Origin of the sequence: Oribacterium sinus (genome assembly GCF_963553175.1) — a bacterium.
Classification (GTDB): Bacteria; Bacillota; Clostridia; order Lachnospirales; family Lachnospiraceae; genus Oribacterium; species Oribacterium sinus_B.
The window spans coordinates 1-21144 of sequence record NZ_CAUVME010000039.1; the positions used below are offsets into that span (position 1 = coordinate 1).

The following is a 21144-nucleotide window of genomic DNA, read 5'->3' on the forward strand; positions in this document are numbered from 1 at the left end:
GCGCACAAGCAAAGTGAGCAGTGGTTAACAGAAACCACTGCTCAGTCAGGCGAAGTTAGCGGGAGCGTGCCCCAGTTACAGACCTATATTGTTAAGAAAACCATTTTGATTTTACAGTCTTTTTGTATTGCTTACTTATTAGACAAGTACTCGTGAATTCCCTTTGCCGCCGCTTTTCCTGCACCCATTGCCAGGATAACGGTTGCAGCACCGGTTACCGCATCACCTCCGGCATAAACCGCCTGCTTGGTGGTTTCTCCGTTTTCTTCCTTAGCGATGATACATCCTCTTCTGTTGGTATCCAATCCCTTGGTAGTTTCACTAATCAGCGGATTGGGAGATGTTCCTAAGGACATGATTACCGTATCACAGTCAATCACATACTCGGAACCGGGAATCTCTACCGGTCTTCTTCTTCCGGAAGAATCCGGCTCTCCAAGTTCCATCTTGATGACACGGATTCCGGTTACCCAGTCATTTTCATCCACAAGAATTTCTACCGGATTCTGTAAAAGGTCGAAGATAATTCCCTCTTCCTTGGCATGGTGTACTTCCTCCACTCTGGCAGGAAGCTCAGCCTCGGAACGACGATATACTACATGAACCTCTGCGCCTAATCGAAGAGCTGTTCTTGCCGCGTCCATAGCAACGTTACCGCCGCCTACAACCACAACCTTCTTTCCGGCCTTCATAGGAGTATCTGAATCCTCTCTGTAAGCCTTCATCAGGTTGTTTCTGGTTAAGAACTCGTTAGCAGAGTAAACACCGTTGGCTGTCTCTCCGGGAATATTCATAAACTTCGGAAGTCCTGCACCTGTTCCCAGGAACACTGCGTCAAAGCCTTCTTCCTCCAAAAGCTCATCCACGGTAATGGAACGTCCTACGAAAACATTGGTAAGAATCTTTACCCCCAGCTTCCGTACATTCTCAATTTCAGGGCCAACGACTTTGGTCTTGGGAAGACGGAACTCCGGAATTCCATACTGAAGAACTCCTCCCGGCTCGTGGAAGGCTTCGAAAATGGTTACATCATAGCCTAATTTTGCCAAATCTCCCGCACAGGTTAAACCGGAAGGTCCTGCACCGATAACGGCTACTTTTTTACCGTTGGGATCTCCTGCCTTGGCTGCCATATAGTTATGTTCTCTTGCCCAATCCGCTACATAACGCTCCAGCTTTCCGATAGATACGGGCTCTCCCTTAATACCGCGGATACAAACACCTTCGCACTGGGTTTCCTGTGGGCAAACTCTACCGCAAACCGCCGGTAATGCGGAGGACTCTGCAATAATATCTGCAGCCTTCTCAATATTGCCTTCTTTAATCTGGCTAATGAAATCATTAATCTGAATAGAAACGGGACATCCTACTACGCACTTCGGATTCTTACAGTTCAAACAACGCTCGGCCTCCTCCTTAGCCTCTGTATCGTTGTATCCCAAGCATACCTCTTCAAAGTTTCTTGCACGTACCTTCGGCTCCTGTTCTGCCACAGGAACCCTCTTCATCATATTTGCCATAATTCCCCTCCCTTAGTTGCAGTTTCCACATCCGCCATGGGACTTTTCTGCTTCCAAAAGTTCCAGTAATGCTTTACCTTCTTCGGCCTTATAGGTCTGCTGTCTCTTCATCGCCAGATTAAAATCTACCAAATGTCCGTCAAACTCCGGTCCGTCCACACAAGCAAACTTTACCTGGTCTCCAACAACCAAGCGACAAGCACCACACATTCCTGTTCCGTCAATCATAATGGGGTTCATGGAAACAATGGTGGGAATTCCCAATTCTTTCGTGGTAAGGGCGGCAAACTTCATCATGATTACCGGTCCGATGGCAATACAACGGGTATACTTCTTACCCTCTTCATTGACCAGCTTCTTTAACACATCGGTAACCACTCCCTTGGCTCCGTAGGAACCGTCATCCGTGGTAACATAAACATTCTTAGCTACAGAACGAAGCTCCTCTTCCATAATCAGAAGATCCTTATTTCTGGCTCCAAGAATGACATCCGCCTCAATGCCTCTTTCGTGTAACCACTTTACCTGAGGATATACCGGAGCAGCTCCCACTCCGCCGGCAATGAAAATCAGATTTTCCTTTTTTAACTCTTCCGGACTTAATTCCACAAGCTCGGAAGGTCTGCCTAAGGGTCCTACAATATCTGTGAAGTAGTCTCCTACTTTCAGATGACTAAACTTCTCTGTAGAAGCGCCTACAACCTGGAACACAATGGTAATGGTTCCTTTTTCCTTATCGTAGTCTGCAATGGTGAGGGGAATTCTTTCTCCCAACTCTCCCAGCTTGGCAATCATAAACTGGCCGGGCTCCGCCTTTCTTGCTACATAGGGCGCCTCCACGTCCATGAGCCAGTCCTTGTCAACGAGATGCTCAACTCTTGTGATCTTGTACATGCTCTCCTCCATGTTTCTTTCCTACGAAAAACGCGTTTCGTAGACCTGTTCTTTCTGATTAGTGTAGCAGAATTTACAGTAAAATTCATCTATAAAACAGCATTTTATTCACAGTACACAAAATCGAAACTTCTTTCTTGTGTAAAGCAAAAAAGGAATGATGTTTTTTTCAGCAATTTTATTGTAGCAAATAAAAAATTTTTTTCCTGTTTTTTATTTATGCAAGACCTTCTTTAATAGGCTAATTTCTCGGCAAAGTATGCCTGCAATTCACTGATAGGAATTCTCACCTGTTCCATGCTGTCTCTTTCTCTTACGGTAACCGCATGATCCTCTTCAGACTGGAAATCATAGGTTACACAATAGGGAGTTCCGATTTCATCCTGTCTTCTATAACGCTTTCCGATGTTTCCACGATCATCGTACTCACACATCCAATACTTGGACAATTCCTCGTGAATCTTCTCTGCCCCTTCTCCCAGCTTCTTGGCAAGGGGAAGAACACCAATCTTAATCGGAGCCAAAGCCGGATGGAAACGAAGGACAGTTCTTTCATCTCCTCCTTCCAGCTCCTCCACATCATACGCCGCACAAAGGAAAGCCAAGGTTACACGATCCGCTCCTAAAGAAGGCTCTACAACATAAGGAAGATAATGCTCATTGGTCTCGTCATCGAAATACTTCATATCCTGACCGGACACCTCTTCATGACGGGATAAATCATAATTGGTTCGATCCGCAATTCCCCACAGCTCGCCCCAACCGAAGGGGAAGAGGAACTCTAAGTCTGTGGTCGCCTTGGAATAGAAGGAAAGCTCTGCCGCCTCATGATCTCTTGCCCGAAGCATTTCCGGCTTCATACCTAAATTCAGAAGCCATTTCTGGCAATAATCCTTCCAATAGTGGAACCACTCCAGGTCTGTGTCCGGTTTACAGAAAAACTCCAGCTCCATCTGCTCGAACTCTCTGGTACGGAAGGTAAAGTTTCCGGGGGTAATCTCATTTCGGAAGGACTTTCCGATCTGCGCAATTCCGAAGGGCAGCTTCTTTCGAGAGCTTCTCTGCACATTTTTAAAGTTTACAAAGATTCCCTGGGCGGTTTCCGGACGAAGGTAAACCGTATTCTTTGCATCCTCCGTAACACCCTGGAAGGTCTTAAACATCAGGTTAAACTGACGAATAGGGGTAAAATTGTGCTTTCCGCAGCTGGGGCAGGGTACTTCATGAGAAGTAACGAAATTCTCCATCTCTTCCTTGGACCAGGCATCCACGGAGCCCTCCAAAGGAATATTGTGACTTTCGCAGAAGTCTTCAATTACCTTGTCCGCACGAAAACGCTCACGACACTCTTTACAATCCATTAAAGGATCGGAAAAGCCTGCCAAATGTCCGGATGCCACCCAGGTTTCCGGATTCATCAGAATGGCACAGTCAATACCTACATTGTACTTGGATTCCTGCACGAACTTCTTCCACCAAGCCTTTTTGATATTGTTCTTTAACTCTACCCCTAAATTTCCATAGTCCCAGGTATTTGCAAGTCCACCATAAATTTCGGATCCCGGATATACAAATCCTCTGGTTTTTGCTAATGACACAATGGTGTCCATGGTATAATTTTTTGGCATTTTTCTCTCTCCAGTCTAATTCTGATTTCCCCAACGTTTCCTTTTACTTCTTCCATCCTACAAAGACTCTTCTCCTTATCCTTTGTAAAATTACCTGTTATTATACATCAAGCCTGAGGTCTTTGGAATATCCACATTCCATACCCGGGGAAACTTATTTAAATATCCTATAAATACCGGCTTTTTTAACTATAAAACAGGCCTAAAATCGAGGAATAATTCCTCAATTTTCAGACCTGTCACACAGATACTTCCCGGATGAATTGGATTTTTACAGCCCTTTAGAAATCAAGCGCCTAGACTTTTTAAGATTCGAAGGCTTTGAAATTGCTTGGGGAAGCTTTCTTTACAAAGATAATCCACATTTTGAGAAAAGGATAGAAGGGTTCCCTCCTCCAAGGTAAAGGTATAGAGTCTTCCCAAGGGTACGGACAAAACATGATGCCAGGCATCCTGCACCGACTTTCTGGAGGACAATGGGGGCTCCTCCGTATATTCTCCCTCCAGCATCAGCATCCGAAGCTCAAAAATTCTTCTTACCAAGTCATTTTTCAAGCCCTTATGTAAGAGTGCCTTTAGGGAAAGATAAAGAAGCTCCACCATTTGGGGCGCCTCCAGATTTTCCTGTGCCACCAGCTCCGCCAGCTCTAAAAAATAGGCGGCATAGCAGGCCTTTTCCAAATCCTTGGCTATCTCTTCAAAATAGGCATCCACCTCTACAGAACGAAGGGTATACCCTGTCTTTCCTTCCCGTAAATGAAATTTTCCGAAGACAAAGCTACGGCTCCCTGCTAAAAGAGGAGAGTTGGGACGTTTTGCCCCACTGGCCCAAACCGTCATTTTCCCCCTCTCCATGGTAAGAAGCTGTAATCGCTTGTCAAACTCCCGTAAGCTGTGCTCTGACAGCACCACCCCCCGGAGAACAATTTCCTCTTTCACTGACCCCTTCTACTTTCCTAAAAATACTTTCTACTCTCCTAAAACTGCTTTCCTAAAACTGCCTTTCTTAACTAAGCGCATCCTTGAAAACGCAATCTCTCGGATTTTTCTATCCCGAAAATGCCTTTTACTTCTGCTCTCTATAACCGTACTCCCGAAGATAAGCCGGATTTTCCCGCCAGTCCTTTCGGACCTTTACAAAGAGCTGCAGATTTACCTTGGCCTCCAAAAGACTTTCCATCTGAATTCTGGCACCGGTACCGATATTTTTCAGCATGGCGCCGCCCTTTCCGATAATGATTCCCTTGTGACTTTCCTTTTCACAGACAATAGTAGCCTTTACATCCCAGATACCGTTTTTTCTTTCTCGCATACTGTCCATCAGCACTGCAATGCCATGGGGAATTTCCTTATCCAGCTTATACAGAGCCTGCTCCCGAATCAGCTCCGCCGCAATTTCCCGTACCGGCTGATCCGTAATAGTCTCCTCATCGTAGTAGCGAGGGCCATAGGGAAGTAAATCAAAAAGAATGTCCTTCAGCTCCTCCAAGCCCTGACTTTTATAGGCGGAAATTCCTACAATAGCAGCAAAGTCCAGTTCTTTTTCATAGTCTTCCTTCTTTTTCAGGAAGGCATCCTCGCCCCCCAGAAGGTCCAGTTTGTTTAAAACCAGAATAATCTTTCTTTTGCTATGCTTAAGAAGAGAAAGAATCTGCTCTTCCTTCTCCCCCTTTTGCTCGGTGGCATCCACAATATAGAGAACCAGATCTCCGTTTCCTAAAGCTTTTTCCGCCACGGATTCCATATATACGGATAGCTGATTTTTTGCCTTGTGAATTCCGGGAGTATCGTGAAAAACGATTTGCCCCCTCTCCTCATCATACACCGCCATAATTTGGTTTCTGGTGGTTTGGGGTTTTTTCGAAGTTATGGCCACCTTCTGACCAATCAAGGCATTGAGAAGAGTGGACTTTCCCGCATTGGGAAGCCCTACAATGGAAACAAAGCCGGATTTCACCGGTCCTTCCTCTACTTTTACTTCTTCGCCTCTTTCCTTGGCAAAAAAATCATCAATTACAGATCCCATCGCTTTACTCCCTTCCCTTTCAGAACAAAAGCCCTATATCTTTTATCCCCTTCTATTAAATCTCTTCCAGACTTTCAAAAGCAGCTTTGGCCTTTTCCAGCTCGCCCTTATTTCCAATGGCACAAAGCGCCTTTTCTTGGAATGCTCTCTTGATATAAGCCGAAAGATTTCGAATATCCTTCTCCTCCACGTCTAAAAGTTCATCCCTTTCTCGCTGCAAGTCTTCCTTTGTAAGCTTAGAAAGATAACAACTTAATCCCAAAAGGAACTTGGTATAGGCGGACTTTGGCATATCCAATTCGGAGATGGCTCCGATAACATATTTGTTTAACTCCAGTTCTGTCGCCTTGAAGTTTTCCAGATACTCTGCCACCTTACGATATTGCTCCAGGGTTCTTTGCACATTGGGATCCCTGTAGGAAACCATAAAGCTTTCTCCGTTTCGTCCAAAGCCGCACATCGCCCCATAGGCATTTCCCTGCTCTCGAATATTCTTCCAGAGGAAGTCGTAGGACAAAATCACCTTTAAAACCTTCAGGCTTCCGGTATAGGGGTAAGCTTCCCCTTGGAAGGAGCCCGCAGAAGCCACATAGTTCACCTGGGAAGTGGTACTGAAGGCTTCCCTGCGCTCTTTTTCCCCTGCAAATTTTGTTTCTCTCCAGTCTTCCTTTTCCGGAAAACGTCTTCCCAAGAAATCTGTAAGCTCTTTCCTTTCCTTCTCGAAAATGCCGATATCTCCCCCTGCTGCAAGGAGCAATCTTTCTCCGCTAAAAATTTTCTTGGACAGGGCTGTAAGTTTTTCTCCTAAGGCCTTGGGATTCTTACGAAAATCCTCTTCCAGTTCTTCTAAGAAATGCAGATAGACGATCCCCTTAATCTGCTCCTGAAAATGAGAGCTTGGAGAGAAGGCCGACATGGCACGAGTCACCGCATAGCTGTGACCGGAACCCTCCAGGCGCATTCTTTCTCTTGACTTTACTTCCAAAAGAATCTCGGAAAGACGCTTTTCCTCCTGATAAACCGTTCGAAACAGCATCTCCTCAAGATACTCTACCGCATTTTTTAATTCTCCCTGTAAAAGCTTAAAGTCCAGAGCCAAGACACCAGTGTATCGATCCTTCTCTACAAAATCCGGGTAAGCTGTTAAATCCACACTAAAGCCTCCGGTATGAAGATAAATTTCAGAATTAAAATCCTGAAAACGATAATTTTCCGTATCCATATAGGCAAGACAGGTTTTTAAGAAGGAAAGATAGGACAGTTCCTCCTCACTCAGTCCGTCGGTATGGAATTGCAGACGAAGGTACAGAACCCCCTTAGACTCTCCGGGCACCAAAATCAACTTTCTGTTTCCAAGGCTTTTCTCCTGATAAGGGTAGGACTCCGCTTCCCGCTTGATATCCTTTCTGGAGAGTACCGGCAGAGTCTTTAAAGCTTCCTCAGTATTTTCCGTCTGCTGGTATAAAGTAAGTTCTTCTTTTACTTTTTTGATCTGTTCTTTTTCTTCCGGAGAAAATGCCTGCCATCTGGCCTGCAACTCCTCTGAAAGCTTCTCTTCCTTCTGCTCTGTCATCCCCTTCCTGGGTAATAAACGGAGGAGGGAAGAATGGGGATTGTTCAAGAAATTTTCCTTTAAGAGCTTTTCAAAATAGCCCTTATCCACCTCTTCCATCAGCTCCTTATAAAGAGCCTCCGCTTCCAGATAAAGCCAGGGCTTTCCTCCGTAGAGCCAGGAATCCAAAGCATTTAAGCTGTAAACCAGTCCCTTAGGGGTACTGCCGTAATCCGCCTCCTTGTACTGGAAAGCATCATGGTGAATAGCCGCCAAAATGGTCTTATGATCTAAACCATTTTCTGCGGCATCCAAAAAGCAATCCTGAATCAGCTGTAGAAACTCTCCGGCTCTCTCTTCAGAAACATTCTTACTAATAACAGAAAAATAGTGCTGTAAAATCCCGTCGGAATAGCCTCCGAAAACATCCTCTCCCAGGTCTGCTTCCAAAAGCTTTTGCTTTAATACCGCTCCGGGACCGGAAAGTAAGGCATGATCCAGATAAGAAAATGCCATGGACTTCTTCGCATCCTGCCCTGCATCCAAAACAAAGTTGTAAGAAAGATAAGCTTTATTTTCACTACTATCCTTCTCGGAAATAGGATAGTAGTGGCTTTCCTCCACCATTTTCCCGAAGGGCCGCTGCCCTGCGATTTCGGAGTTTGGAGAAATCCGTTCAAATTCTTGCAAATAGGCCTCATCAACCCAGTTCAGCTTCTCCTCCATATTCATATCTCCGTAAAGGATAATGAAGGAATTGGAGGGATGATAAAAGCGCTGATGGAAGGCCTTAAAGGCATCATAAGTTAATTTCGGAATGTCCTCCGGGTCTCCCCCTGACTCATTGCCGTAGCTGGTATCCGGGAAAAGGGAATGGAAGGTATAGCGTTCCAGTACGGACTCCGGGTCGGAAAATGCGCCCCGCATCTCGTTATAGACTACACCACTATAGCATAGCTTTCCCTCCTTATTCAGGGTATAGTGCCAGCCCTCCTGCAAAAAGGTCCGGTAGTTTTCCAGACAGTTTGGATGAAAAACCGCATCCAAATATACGTCCATAAGATTTTGGAAGTCCTTGTCATTCTGAGAAGCCACCGGATAAACGGTTTTGTCCGGATAGGTCATGGCATTTAAAAAGGTCTTTAAAGAGCCCTTTACCAGCTCCACAAAGGGATCCTTTAAGGGAAACTTCTTAGAACCGCAAAGCACGGAATGCTCTGTAATGTGGGCTACTCCCGTGGAATCCTCCGCAGGGGTACGAAAGGCAATACTAAAGACCTTATTGTCATCCTTATTCTCTAAGCATAAAACCTTGGCACCGGTCTTCTTATGCTCATATACACGTGCCATGGTTTCCAGCTCTTTAATCTCTTTTTCTTCTATAAACTGATATGCCTTCATCAAAATATCTATTCCTTTCTAAACTACCGAATTCTTCCCTGATCTGTCTACAACTTACGGTAAAGCCTTTCTAACGCTTATGGCAAAGCCTTTCTAAAGCTTATGGCAGAGCCTTTCTCCGAAGAGGAACAGTGCCTCCCGAAAGTAAAGATGCGGCCTAAGCGCAGGGTTCTCTACCGAAGGAAAGCCCACAATGCTGACTTTCTGTAAAGCATCCACTTTCCCTTCTTCTCTCTGCTTTTTTAGAGCCTGTTCCGCAAAATGGCAGGCTCTGAACATCTGATACTGGGAGCTCACAATGCCGATTCCGATCTCTTTCTCGGCTGAATCGCCTTTGATTTCCGGTCCTTCGGATGCCTCTATTTTAAGCTCTTCCGCCGAATCAAAAATCTCATCCGAATCCAAGTCCTCTTCATAGTCCACAACCTGATTTTCCTGGGCCGCCAGTCTTTTCCGGACTGCTTCCCGACGCTTTTGACGAAGATCCTCTTGTATCTCGGAGCCTTCCTGATTCTGCTCCCCTTGGAAAATGCTTTCTATTCCGTAGGAAAGCTTTTGCTCCGTAGTTTTCGAGTAAAACTCCATCAGCATAGCATCGGCGGGAATCCCCATCTTCAGCATACTTTGGTACATCACGCTGGCTTCCGCACTGGCACTGTTCCTTCCCTTACCACCGGAAAGTACAATCGTTGCGGAAGGATTCTCCTGATAGCATAAATCCGCTCTTTCCAGGCGATTTTGAAGGAGTGGCGTAATCTTATTGTTTTCCAATTCCGAACCCACCACCAAAATATAAGAAAGGGGATTCTTCCACTGCCCGTAGTGATATTGGCTTAAATAACCGATAAGATAACTGAAAAGCAGGAAAAACATACAGTAACTGCTTAAGCCAAAAATTCTAAAGCGAAAAAACAAGGGATTTTTTCGTAAACGCTCCGGTGCCTTATAGACAAAGGCCATCAGGAGATGAATGGCTCCCAAAAGAAGCCAAATCCAAAGAAAGGAAAGGTAGGAAGCAGTGGTCCATAAAAAGCCAAAGTAAAGAAAACATCCTAAGGCTAATATTAAAAATACAATTCCCATATCTTCTCCTTTCCCGATTTTCTCCCGAAAATTCTTTCTCCTTTAGAAGACTTTTCTCCTTAATAGACTGTTCTCTTTAATAGACTATTCTCTTTAATAGACTGTTCTCTTTAATAGACTGTTCTCTTTAATAGACTGTTCTCTTTAATGGAGTTTTTCCTCTAATAGATTTTTTTCTATTTGTCTTCGATTCTTCTTAATACATCCTGGGCTTCCGGAAGTACGGAAAAACGAATCTTTAAGTTCTGCTTGGAATGGGGACAGGACTCCAGACTTTCTCCGGTATCCGCATCCTCCATGGAAAGCACCTCCGTATCCAGATTATCCCCGTTTGGCTTCATAATGGAAATGCTTTCCCCTACAGAAAACTTATTTTTCTGCTGCAGGAAGGCAAAATCTCCCTCCACCTTCTCCACGGTCCCCAGATAAATGGCCCCGGCACTATAGCTGTTGTTGCCATAAATCTGATCCTCTTCATCCGGTCTGCCGTAGTAGAAGCCTGTACTATAGTCTCTAAAGGTACATTTCCGGATTTCTTCCTCATAAACCGGAAGCTTTTCCTCATACTTCTTCGGATCCTCCAGATAATCCTGAATAGCCACCTTGTAGGTTCTGGCCACGGTAGCCACATATAGCTCCGTCTTCATTCGCCCTTCAATCTTTAAAGAATCCACTCCCGCCTCAATCAGGTCGGGAATATGGCTAATCATATTCAGATCTTTGGAATTAAAAATGTAGGTTCCCCTATCATTTTCAAACACCGGATAATACTCTCCCGGGCGCTTTTCTTCCATCAAAGAATACTTCCAGCGACAGGGATGGGTACAGGCTCCCTGGTTAGCATCCCTTCCGGTGAAAAAGCTGGAAAGCAGACACCGGCCGGAATAGGACATACACATTGCTCCATGCACAAAGGCCTCGATCTCCATATCCTCCGGGATATGGTCTCTGATTTCCTTAATCTCTGCCAAGCTTAGCTCTCTCGCACAAACCACTCTCTTTACGCCCAGCTGATGCCAGAAACGGAAGGTTTCATAGTTGGTATTGTTGGCCTGAGTGGAAATATGAATCTCCACTCCCGGCATCATTTCCTTTGCCAAAAGGAAGGCTCCCGGATCCGCAATCAATACCGCATCCATCCCCACTTCCTTTAATTCGGAAAAGTACTCTCGCATAGGCAGTAAATCCGCATTGTGGGCCAAAATATTGGCGGTGACATAGACCTTTACCCCTCTTTCATGGGCATAGTCCACCGCTTCCTTCATCTTCTCCAAGCTGAAGTTCTTGGCGTTGGCCCGGAGGGAAAATGCCTCCCCTCCCATATAGATGGCATCCGCCCCATAGTGAATGGCGGTTTTCAAGCCCTCCATGGACCCCGCCGGAATTAACAACTCAACTTTTCTATTCATAATCCTACTTTCTACTCTATGTACTGATGAACTCATTGCATTTATGAACTCACTGTATTTATGAATTCTTTGTACTGACGAAATCTTTGTACTGATTCTCTCTTTGTACTGATTCTCTCTTTGTGCTGATTTTCTCTTTGCACCAATGAACTCAATGCACCAATCTTCCTACTGCTTCACTCTATGATTTCTTGACGGAAAGACTTACTCCGTCTCCAATAGGTAAAATGGAGGTCTCCAGACTTTCCTCCCTTTGCAGAAGTCTCAGGAACTCCCGCATCCGCTTGTGAATCGTTCTCTGTCTTCTTTCCAAATAAAAGCGACTCTCCAACAATAATTCTCCCTGTAGAATATTGTCACAAAAGAGTATACCACCGGGAGACAAGAGTTTCAAAATAGAAGGAAGCCAAAGAGGATATTGAGCCTTGGCCGCATCCAAAAATACAAAGGAAAACTGCTCTTTCTTTTCCAAAAGCTCCTCCAAAATCCTGCTGCCGTCCCCTTCCAGTAAGTTGATTTTATCCTGATAAGGACTTGCCCCGAAGTTCTGTTTCGCCTTTTCGATTCTGGGCGAAAAATTCTCCACCGTTACAATCTCCCCTTCTCCCCCTAAGGCATCCATCATCACCAGGGCGGAATAGCCTACTGCAGTCCCCAATTCCAAAATTTTAGGCTTTTTTTTCGTTTTCAAACAAACACGAAGAAGCGCTGCGGTTTCCTCCCGTAAAATAGGGACGGCCTCCGATAGCGCTTCCTTGCGAATCTCCTCCAGGAAAGCAGTTCTTTCCGGGAGGAAGGATTGTATAAATTGGCTGATTCTGTCTTTTTTATCCAAAGTACTTCCTATTCATTTTCATTTCCGCCACCGATTTCCTGATCCTCTCGGCTTTCCTCGGTGCTCTGGTCTTCCGTTTCAGTAACTAAGTTTTTATCGCTTAATTCCTGATTCTTCTTTCCCTCCTCTGTAATACTGTCCAGCATTTCCACCTGGGTCATGGCTGTACTCAGAGTATATTTTCCCGGAAGTAACTTACTGTGGTATAGCTTTGCTTTCAGGGCAAAGGCCTGGGCGTTTTGAATAAGTCCCAAAGACTTGGCGTTTTCTCCCACTTCCTTCCAGGACTCTCCCTCCTGAATATCCAAGGTGATTTCCCTTCCCGGTGAGGCTTCCATGGCATGGTCATACATAAGACCATGGCCATAACGATAGGCAACTTGTACCCCCTGCAAAATCAAAAACAAAAGAAATACGAGAAAAAGAAAGCGTACAGATACACTCATCAAGATTTGGGTAAATGCCCTTAAGAAGCTTCTTTTCTCCATTTTCCGTTTATACCTCCATAATTACCGGTAAAATCACAGGATTTCTCTTAATCTTCTTCCAAAGGAAGTCGGACAATCCGTCCTTAATCTGGGTTTTAATCTTGCCCCAGTCGCTGACATGGGTGCAAAGGCAGTCGTCCACCACATCCTGCACTGCCACTCTGGCTTCTTCCATTAAGTCCTCAGACTCCCTCACGTAGACGAAGCCTCGTGAAATTAAGTCCGGTCCTGCCATCAGATGTCCTGAATATTTTTCCAGGGTAAGAACCACCACAATGATTCCGTTCTGTGCCAGATTCTGACGGTCTCTCAGCACGATATTTCCTACATCTCCGATGCCCAGTCCGTCCACATAAACACCGCCGGCCTGCACCTTTTCTTTGATGCTGTAGCTGATTTCTTCTCCATTGGCCGTGAACTCCAGTACATCACCGTTGTCCAGCATCAGGCACTTATCCTTATCCACACCGACAGATTCCGCCAGCATTGCTGCAGATCTTCTGTGATGGAACTCTCCGTGGAAAGGCACTGCATACTTGGGCTTAACCAAGGAATATAAGAGCTTTAAGTCCTCTGCACAGGCGTGGCCGGAAACATGGGTATCCTGCATAATCACCTTGGCATGAAGCTTACATAGTTCATTGACTACTCTATCCACCGCCCGCTCATTTCCGGGGATAGGATGAGAAGACATAACCACCACATCATTGGGGCCAATGCTGACCTTCCTATGCATGCCGCTGGCCATACGAGACAGAGCCGCCATGGACTCTCCCTGGGAACCGGTGGTAATCAGAACCGTCTGCTCATCGGGATAATCCTTTAAATTTTCAATGTCAATGAGCGTTCCCTCCGGAATATGAATATACTCCAGCTCGGAGGCCACAGAGATAACATTCACCATGGAACGTCCCTCTACCACAACTTTTCTCTTGTACTTTGCGGCAGTGTCGATAATCTGCTGCACACGATCCACATTGGAGGCGAAGGTAGCCACAATGATTCTATTGTTCTGATGCTCTGCAAAAATCAAATCAAAGGTTCTTCCCACTGTCTTTTCAGACATGGTGAATCCGGGCTTTTGAGAGTTGGTGGAATCGGAAAGCATAGCCAGAACGCCGTTCTTTCCCAGTTCTGCAAAGCGCTGTAAATCTATCTGATCCCCAAAAACAGGTGTGTAATCCACTTTAAAGTCTCCGGTATGGATAATCACACCGGCAGGAGTGGTAATCGCCAAGGCAGCCGCATCCTGAATAGAGTGGTTGGTCTTTACGAATTCCACCTTTAAATCTCCGAAGTTCACGGTTTGACCGAACTTCATGGTCTTCATCTTCACCAGCTTATCCAAGCCGTTTTCCACAAGCTTCCGCTGAATCAAAGCCAGGGTGAGCTTTGTGGCATAAATCGGCACATTAATCTGCTGTAATACATAGGGCAACGCTCCGATATGGTCCTCATGGCCATGGGTAATCACAAAGCCCTTCATCTTATGAATCTTGGACTTGATGTAGCTGATATCCGGAATAACCAAATCAATTCCCAACATATCGTCTGTAGGGAAGGCCAATCCGCAGTCCACGATAATCATGGTATCCTCTGTCTCAATGGCAGTGATGTTCATACCGATTTGATCCAGTCCTCCCAAGGGAATTACCTTCACAGAGCCCTGAAAACTGTGCTTGGGCTTTCTTCCCTTTGCCTTACTCTCCGATACCTCCATGGTTCCGGTGAGCAATGGGAAATGCTCCGGACTGTAAACCGGCTTATCCTCCTCCCTGCTTCTGGGTCTTAATGGATTTTTTCTTGGGGTTGGCACGTTCATCATCCTGCTTTCCTGCTTCGCCGTTGCTCTGGCATTGGCTGTTCTGTAATTTCTCTTCCCATCAGTATTTTTAGATTTTCCAATTTGACTCTTATGAACGTTTACGATACGATGAGCCCCTTCTACCTTCTTCTTTTCACTGTTGTTGCTATTTCCGTTATTTCCTTCTTTCATTCTATTCCTTTCTTAGTCTATATTCATTTGTATTTATGTATGTTTCTTTGCATTTGTATTTTTTTCTTACCCTTTTCCTTCGGGTATTCCCTTGCCCTAACTAAAGAGGAGTTCCAATCCCGATTCCGTCTTCCTATGGCACCGTCTTTCTATGGCTCTATCTTTCTATGGTAATATCTTCTCCGGAAAGCAGCTCTGCGAAAATATCCATAATGCGTTCCGCCTCTTCTCCCTCCGCAAAACTGAAGTCCGCTTCTTCGTCCTCAGGCGCGGATGTGTCCTTCATCACATAGCAAACGCCGTCTTCCCCTTCTTTGGCATCGGTAACCAAAATATAGGTCACTCCCTGTACCACAGTTTCCTCCAAAATCTCCAACTCTAAATCATCTTCTTCTGAACGTAAACGAATTCTTCCGCCTTCCATTTTACCCTTCCTCTCTGTTTCGAAGGTAATCCTCTAAAATTACCTGAGCAGCTACCTGGTCTAAAACTTCCTTTTGTCTATCCTTGGGAACTCCGTTTTCCCGCAAAATCTCTTCCGCTTCCATGGTACTGAGCCTTTCATCATACAAATGTATGGGAAGCTCTATTTTTTTCTGAAGCATTTCCTGAAAGGCCAGAACCCTTTCTACCCTTTCTCCCTCACTGCCATCCATGTGGCAGGGATAACCCAGAACCAATTCTTCTACCTGATACTCCTTACAGGTCTCCAGAATTTCTTCTACGGTCTTTCGTAATTTTCCTTCTCTTTCCCGCCAAATGGTTTTAAGAGGCTGAACAATGAGACCCAAAGGATCAGTGATGGCGAGCCCCACTGTTTTGGATCCGTAATCTAATGCCAAAATCCGCATACAACTCCTACTGAAACTGAAGAAAAGGTCTCTCCGGAACTCCAGACAGACCAAAAAAGCTTATGACTTTTTTAATTTACTCTCTACATAATTCCGCATCAACTCTTCCAGGAGTTCATCCCGCTCTACCTTATTAATCAGGCTTCTGGCCCCCTTATAGCTGGTAATATAGGTCGGATCTCCGGACATAATGTAGCCCACTATCTGGTTAATAGGGTTATATCCCTTCTCTGTTAACGCTGTATAAACTTCCTTTAATACCTCTGATGCCGCCAAACTGTTCTGCACCGGTTTAATAATCTGGGTATGGTTCATTTCATTATTCATAAAAACACGTCCCTCTCAAAACTTGCCTTATTCTATCTCATTTTTATCGATTTCGCAAGTCCGCTTTCCTTACTTTCTTTTTACAGTCCCCATGATTTCCTACACAATATGACGACAAAAAAAGGCCAAAGAATAAGTTCTTTAGCCTCTTTTTCCTACTCTCGCTTCGATGTCTTTTTCGGAAAGTCTCGATGATTTAGGGAAATTTTCTATTAACCCTGAAATTTTGCTGCGGATTCTCCTGCAATTTTTCCAAAGACGGTAAAGTCTGCAACGGCATTTCCACCTAAACGGTTAGCTCCGTGTACGCCTCCGGTAACTTCTCCTGCCGCAAAAAGTCCGGGAATTGCATTGCCGTTCTTATCCAAAACCTCAGTGACTTCATTAATGCGCAGTCCTCCCATGGTGTGATGTACGCCGGGAGTTACCTTAATGGCATAGAAAGGTGCTGTATCCAGTGGGTCCGCAAAGCTGGTTCTTCCAAATGCGGTATCCTCTTTCTTTGCTACACTTTCATTCCATTCCGTCAAGGTCTTTTCAAAGGCATCTTCGGGAACGCCCATTGCCTTAGCCAGACTCTTGGCATCTTCTCCTGTTACGGTATAACCGGATTTAATATAGCCCTGAATGACTGCGGATTTCTCCACCATCTTGTTATCCAGCACAAGGTATACCTGAGAGTTGGTCTGCTCAATCTCCGCCTTGGATACCGCATCTCTGGTTCCCACTTCATCGGTAAAACGAAGACCTTCCTGGTTCACTAAAATAGCACCGTCTCCTCTTAAGCCCTCAGTGATAAGATGGGCATCATTTGTGGTCACTGTGGGGTGAATCTGAATCTGATCCATATCTACAGTGTCCGCTCCCAAGGCTTCCGCCATGGTAATTCCCTGTCCCAAAGCACCGGCTGCATTGGTGGACATATAGCCCTTTAGGCTTGGCTGGTACTTTTCCACCATCTCCTTATTGGCTGCAAAACCGCCGGTAGCCACAATAACCACAGGAGCTTTAACCTCTACGGAATTGCCGGAGCTGCCCTTGGCCTTTACGCCAGAGATTTTTCCATCCTCGGACTTGGTAATTTCTTCCGCGGTTACGGAAGTCAGTAGGGTAATCTTATCCCGTTTTTTCAGATTCTCCTCTAAAACAGGAATCATGTAAGAACCTACCGCAATAACCTTACCGTTCTCATCTACAGGACGATGAATTCTCTTTACGGAAGCTCCTCCGAAGGAACCTACATTGTGAATGGTCATTCCTAATTTTTCCAGATAATCAATAGCCGGACCGGATTGTTCGGCCAATACCTTGACCAAAGTAGGATTGTTCTTGCCCTTTCCTCCCACCATGGTATCCAGCTCCATCAGCTCTACGGAATCAAAATATCCTTCCGGATTTGCCTGATAAGCGGCATATTGTTCCTTTACCTTTGCCGCTAAGGCAGTAATGGTTTCATTGTCACTGTACTTTTCCGCAGCAGTCGCCAGAGTTTTCTCTACGCCTGCTCCTTCTTCAAAGCTATTCTCGTTCTGCCACTTGGTCGCTGCAGCATTCATACCTCCTGTTGCACGGATAGAGTTTCCTCCCACCATGGCCTGGCTTTCCAAAATCACAACGGATTTTCCCAAATCCGCTGCGGTAATGGCGGAAATCATTCCTGCTCCGCCGGCACCGATGACTACCACGTCCGCCTCAAGATTCTGGTCTTTCGCAGGTTCTGCATTACTGCTTCCGCCACTGGGAGTGCTAAACTTATCTGTAGAGAAGCCCATTTCCTTAATCGCCTGCTCTACACCGGTACGGAGAGCCGTGCTGGATACGGTTGCCCCGGCAATACCGTCCACGTTAAAGCTTTGCTGTTCCACCATCAAAGCCGGAAGAGCTTCCACTGCTTTACTTCCGATACCCTGGGTTTCAGAATTGCTTAAGACATTTACCCCATACAGTTTATCCGCATCTGCGGTGACCTCCAATGTCATGTCTCCTCCGAAACCGGCTACAGTAACCTTCTGTGTCTTTGCCGTATCCGGAGCGTCCACCTTTCTCGCCTGTTCTGTATTCCAAGAACGAATCCCTAAAATCACAGCACAGAGAATACCGGCGAGAATCACCAAGTAAGATAAAAATTTCTCGTTCTTCATGCTACTCCTCTACTCCTAAAAAACTCCTACTTTTGCATCGTTATATTTATAACATAAATCTTCTTATTTTGACTATTAGCAAAAACTCGCGGAAAAATAAGTATTTTCCGCGAGTTTCTATCAATTTTTACAAATTTACAATATATAGGCAAGAATATACTTCTTTTACGCCTTTTTCTCCTCTACAAACTGTAAAAGAAGCTTTTCGGAGCGATCTACGAATTGCTTCATCTCTTCTCCGTTCAGGCTGGCATTTTGAATACGGGCAAGGTCATAAATCTGCTCTTCAAGAAGCTTTCCTTCCTCTGTTTCCAAAAGAGCCTCATGCTTCAAAAGATAATCCACTAAAGGATGCTTTTCATTTAACACCAAACTCTCCTCCAAAGGAAGTTCTCCCATGGGCATACCGGAGATAGCATACATTTTCATCATCTCCTGCATTCTTCTGGATTCCTCGGAAATGGATAGCAGCGCAGCCGGTGTATTTGACAACAGCCTTTCCAGTTTAATCTTCAGCTTATCCTTTGCAAGATTCTTTTGGAAGCTCTTTTCCAATTTTTCTGAAAGGCTTTGAAGATTTTTCTGTTCCTCCTCGGGAAGCTTCTCCTGCATAGCCTCCTGGAAGTCCGCATCGATTCTTTGGAAACGAAGCCCTTCATTTTTCGCTTCTAATTCAGTAATAAAGGCAGAATCGATTCTTTCCGTGAGGTAAACCGCTTCCTTCTTATGCTCTTTAAAGATGCGAATATACTGGCTCTGGGCTAAGGCATCGGAAACATAGTAAACTCTTTGGAGCTTTTCCTCCTGTTTTTCCGCATCGCCGGACTGCTCCGCGGTACCGCTTTCATTTGTATTTTCATCGGAAGCCTGCTTCTCCTTCTGCTGACGCTCTTCAGAACTCTTATCTCCGGTATTTTCGGAAACAGTCTCTGAACCGTCCTTCTTCTCCTTAAGCTCCGGTAAGGTCAGATACTTATCCTCTAAATCCTTAAACAGGATATAGTCCTTCATTTTCTCTGCAAATTTCTCATCTCTAAGAATACCGTACTTGATAAAGGGAGAAATGTCGTCCCAATACTTCTCATAATTATCTCGATCCGTCTTGCATAAACCGGAAAGCTTCTCTGCCACCTTTTTGGTAATGTAATCGGAAATCTTCTTGACAAAACCGTCATTCTGAAGCTGAGAACGAGATACGTTCAAAGGAAGATCCGGACAGTCAATCACACCCTTTAAAAGAAGCAAATATTCGGGAATGACCTCTTTAATGTTATCCGCAATAAAGACTTGATTGTTATAAAGCTTGATAGTTCCCTCGATGGATTCATACTCCGAATTAATCTTTGGAAAATACAGAATTCCCTTCAAATGATAAGGATAATCCATATTCAAATGAATCCAGAACAAAGGCTCCTTATAGTCATGGAAAGTCTTCCGATAAAAATCAAGATACTGCTCTTTTGTCACAGACGAAGGAGACTCTCCCCAAAGCGGATGGATTTCATTCAGGAGTACGGGGCGCTTTTCAATCTTCAGCCTTGCCTCCGTTTTTTTCTCCTCGCCCTTCTCGTCCTTTTCTACCTTTTCCGGAATCTCTTCCAAAACAACATCTCCGGGAAGCTTTTCAGAGGCCAAAATTTCCTGGCTGTCCTTAGGAAGCTTCTCCAGATAAATTTCAACCGGCATAAAAGAACAATACTTTTCAATAATGGAACGCATTTCCCATTCATTGGCATACTTTAAGCAGTCATTATTCAAATGAAGGGTAATCTCCGTACCGTGAGAAGCCTTACTGCCTTCCGTCATGCTGTAATCCGTTCCGTCATCACAGGACCAATGCACCGGCTTTGCGTCCTTTTTATAAGAAAGGGTTTCGATTTCTACCCGATCGGCAACCATGAAAGCAGAGTAAAATCCAAGACCGAAATGTCCGATAATCTGATCACTGTTGGCTTTATCTTTATACTTTTCAATAAAATCCGCTGCACCGGAAAAAGCAATCTGGGTAATATACTTTTCTACTTCTTCCTCCGTCATACCGATACCGTTATCCTTAAAGCAAATGGTTTTAGCATCAGGATTCACAATAACGCTTACTCGACCTTTAAAGTCTGCCGGCTTCTCCCATTCGGAAATCAAGGCAAGCTTTTCCAGCTTGGTTACCGCATCGGTAGCATTGGAAATCTGCTCACGTACAAAAATGTCCTGATCGCTATACATCCATTTCTTAATAATGGGGAAAATATTCTCACTATGAATTGATAAAGATCCTTTTTTTTCCATAAAATACCTCTTTTCTACTATATAAAATTTGATAGCTTAAACCCTATCTCTCCTATAGCTCCTATGGAGCACCAAACAGGAAAAGTATAACACAATTATTAGCACTCATCAAGTATAAGTGCTAATAATTCGATTACTTCATTTTTTTGCTAATGTATTCTCTTCATAGTTTTTAGAATTTTATTCTTTATCTATTTAAGGACTATAAAAATAATCACAATGTGCGCTACAAAATAAACCGGATTTACAAGATCAAACTGATAAACGAGATATCGCACGCTTTGCGCACGATACTCGTTATGAATAAAAAAAAGAACAATGCATTGCATTGTTCTGCATGGAACCGCAGGGACTCGAACCCTGGACCGATCGGTTATGAGCCGAGTGCTCTAACCAACTGAGCTACGGTTCCGTAAATGATTATAAGAAAATTTATCCTTTTTAGCAAGTTGTTAAGAAATCTATAAGTAGTAAAAAGCGTATGCTTGCTAAATGAAATACCACCTATCTTATATTATCTTATGAGATAGAAAAAGCCTAAGCTACGCTTAGGCTTAAGCCGATATTCGGACTCGAACCGAAGACCTACTGATTACAAATCAGTTGCTCTACCAACTGAGCTATATCGGCATACCTGTAAACCACATATCTCTTAATTATTCTTCCTAGACTTTAGACAAAAACCAGACGCATTGGATAAGCCCTCGACC

16 protein-coding genes and 2 tRNA genes are annotated in these 21144 nt (G+C 44.6%); all 18 read right to left on the reverse strand.

Features of this window, described 5'->3' with window-relative positions:
* Window positions 1-131: 131 nt before the first annotated feature.
* The gene (gene gltA / locus RYO92_RS09360) at window positions 132-1520 is read right to left on the reverse strand and encodes an NADPH-dependent glutamate synthase (RefSeq protein ID WP_314343741.1); all 1389 of its coding nucleotides are present in this window, start codon (window positions 1518-1520) and stop codon (window positions 132-134) included.
* Between the two features lie 12 nt (window positions 1521-1532).
* Window positions 1533-2414 carry a sulfide/dihydroorotate dehydrogenase-like FAD/NAD-binding protein gene (locus tag RYO92_RS09365; RefSeq protein ID WP_040649567.1) on the reverse strand — a complete coding sequence of 294 codons (882 nt, stop codon included), beginning with the start codon at window positions 2412-2414 and terminating at the stop codon, window positions 1533-1535.
* A 233-nt stretch (window positions 2415-2647) separates the two neighbouring features.
* Entirely contained in the window at window positions 2648-4042 is a 1395-nt protein-coding gene (locus tag RYO92_RS09370) for a glycine--tRNA ligase (RefSeq protein WP_314343744.1), read from the reverse strand.
* Between the two features lie 288 nt (window positions 4043-4330).
* Complete coding sequence (gene recO / locus RYO92_RS09375; RefSeq protein WP_315365440.1) at window positions 4331-4981, reverse strand: DNA repair protein RecO; 651 nt, start codon at window positions 4979-4981, stop codon at window positions 4331-4333.
* A 127-nt stretch (window positions 4982-5108) separates the two neighbouring features.
* Complete coding sequence (era, locus tag RYO92_RS09380) at window positions 5109-6068, reverse strand: GTPase Era (RefSeq protein ID WP_007158024.1); 960 nt, start codon at window positions 6066-6068, stop codon at window positions 5109-5111.
* A 55-nt stretch (window positions 6069-6123) separates the two neighbouring features.
* Window positions 6124-9021, reverse strand: coding sequence for an insulinase family protein (locus RYO92_RS09385; protein ID WP_315370216.1), 2898 nt, complete (start codon window positions 9019-9021; stop codon window positions 6124-6126).
* A gap of 93 nt (window positions 9022-9114) precedes the next feature.
* Window positions 9115-10104 carry a YdcF family protein gene (locus tag RYO92_RS09390; RefSeq protein WP_315370211.1) on the reverse strand — a complete coding sequence of 330 codons (990 nt, stop codon included), beginning with the start codon at window positions 10102-10104 and terminating at the stop codon, window positions 9115-9117.
* A gap of 176 nt (window positions 10105-10280) precedes the next feature.
* Window positions 10281-11513 (reverse strand): peptidase U32 family protein, encoded by a 1233-nt coding sequence (locus RYO92_RS09395; RefSeq protein WP_315370212.1) that lies wholly within the window; start codon window positions 11511-11513, stop codon window positions 10281-10283.
* Between the two features lie 181 nt (window positions 11514-11694).
* A complete protein-coding gene (locus RYO92_RS09400; RefSeq protein ID WP_315370213.1) occupies window positions 11695-12348 on the reverse strand; it encodes an O-methyltransferase in 654 nt (217 codons plus the stop codon).
* A gap of 8 nt (window positions 12349-12356) precedes the next feature.
* Window positions 12357-12836, reverse strand: coding sequence for an endolytic transglycosylase MltG (locus RYO92_RS09405; protein ID WP_007158029.1), 480 nt, complete (start codon window positions 12834-12836; stop codon window positions 12357-12359).
* A 7-nt stretch (window positions 12837-12843) separates the two neighbouring features.
* Complete coding sequence (locus RYO92_RS09410) at window positions 12844-14832, reverse strand: ribonuclease J (RefSeq protein WP_315370214.1); 1989 nt, start codon at window positions 14830-14832, stop codon at window positions 12844-12846.
* A 157-nt stretch (window positions 14833-14989) separates the two neighbouring features.
* The gene (locus RYO92_RS09415) at window positions 14990-15256 is read right to left on the reverse strand and encodes a DUF1292 domain-containing protein (protein WP_007158032.1); all 267 of its coding nucleotides are present in this window, start codon (window positions 15254-15256) and stop codon (window positions 14990-14992) included.
* Window position 15257: 1 nt separating this feature from the next.
* A complete protein-coding gene (gene ruvX, locus RYO92_RS09420) occupies window positions 15258-15683 on the reverse strand; it encodes a Holliday junction resolvase RuvX (protein ID WP_314670470.1) in 426 nt (141 codons plus the stop codon).
* A gap of 60 nt (window positions 15684-15743) precedes the next feature.
* Window positions 15744-16010, reverse strand: coding sequence for an IreB family regulatory phosphoprotein (locus RYO92_RS09425; RefSeq protein ID WP_007158034.1), 267 nt, complete (start codon window positions 16008-16010; stop codon window positions 15744-15746).
* 212 nt (window positions 16011-16222) lie between these two features.
* Complete coding sequence (locus RYO92_RS09430) at window positions 16223-18151, reverse strand: flavocytochrome c (protein ID WP_314670471.1); 1929 nt, start codon at window positions 18149-18151, stop codon at window positions 16223-16225.
* 165 nt (window positions 18152-18316) lie between these two features.
* Window positions 18317-20434 carry a molecular chaperone HtpG gene (gene htpG / locus RYO92_RS09435; protein ID WP_315370215.1) on the reverse strand — a complete coding sequence of 706 codons (2118 nt, stop codon included), beginning with the start codon at window positions 20432-20434 and terminating at the stop codon, window positions 18317-18319.
* A 338-nt stretch (window positions 20435-20772) separates the two neighbouring features.
* Window positions 20773-20846 (reverse strand) — tRNA-Ile (locus RYO92_RS09440).
* Between the two features lie 145 nt (window positions 20847-20991).
* Window positions 20992-21064 (reverse strand) — tRNA-Thr (locus RYO92_RS09445).
* Between the last annotated feature and the right edge of the window lie 80 nt (window positions 21065-21144).

What these genes read in the sequence shown, in the direction of transcription:
- gltA (WP_314343741.1), bottom strand. Translation starts at nt 1,520, where the DNA reads ATGGCAAATATGATGAAGAGGGTTCCTGTGGCAGAACAGGAGCCGAAG.
- RYO92_RS09365 (WP_040649567.1), bottom strand. Translation starts at nt 2,414, where the DNA reads ATGTACAAGATCACAAGAGTTGAGCATCTCGTTGACAAGGACTGGCTC.
- RYO92_RS09370 (WP_314343744.1), bottom strand. Translation starts at nt 4,042, where the DNA reads ATGCCAAAAAATTATACCATGGACACCATTGTGTCATTAGCAAAAACC.
- era (WP_007158024.1), bottom strand. Translation starts at nt 6,068, where the DNA reads ATGGGATCTGTAATTGATGATTTTTTTGCCAAGGAAAGAGGCGAAGAA.
- RYO92_RS09385 (WP_315370216.1), bottom strand. Translation starts at nt 9,021, where the DNA reads ATGAAGGCATATCAGTTTATAGAAGAAAAAGAGATTAAAGAGCTGGAA.
- RYO92_RS09390 (WP_315370211.1), bottom strand. Translation starts at nt 10,104, where the DNA reads ATGGGAATTGTATTTTTAATATTAGCCTTAGGATGTTTTCTTTACTTT.
- RYO92_RS09395 (WP_315370212.1), bottom strand. Translation starts at nt 11,513, where the DNA reads ATGAATAGAAAAGTTGAGTTGTTAATTCCGGCGGGGTCCATGGAGGGC.
- RYO92_RS09405 (WP_007158029.1), bottom strand. Translation starts at nt 12,836, where the DNA reads ATGGAGAAAAGAAGCTTCTTAAGGGCATTTACCCAAATCTTGATGAGT.
- RYO92_RS09410 (WP_315370214.1), bottom strand. Translation starts at nt 14,832, where the DNA reads ATGAAAGAAGGAAATAACGGAAATAGCAACAACAGTGAAAAGAAGAAG.
- RYO92_RS09415 (WP_007158032.1), bottom strand. Translation starts at nt 15,256, where the DNA reads ATGGAAGGCGGAAGAATTCGTTTACGTTCAGAAGAAGATGATTTAGAG.
- ruvX (WP_314670470.1), bottom strand. Translation starts at nt 15,683, where the DNA reads ATGCGGATTTTGGCATTAGATTACGGATCCAAAACAGTGGGGCTCGCC.
- RYO92_RS09425 (WP_007158034.1), bottom strand. Translation starts at nt 16,010, where the DNA reads ATGAATAATGAAATGAACCATACCCAGATTATTAAACCGGTGCAGAAC.
- RYO92_RS09430 (WP_314670471.1), bottom strand. Translation starts at nt 18,151, where the DNA reads ATGAAGAACGAGAAATTTTTATCTTACTTGGTGATTCTCGCCGGTATT.
- htpG (WP_315370215.1), bottom strand. Translation starts at nt 20,434, where the DNA reads ATGGAAAAAAAAGGATCTTTATCAATTCATAGTGAGAATATTTTCCCC.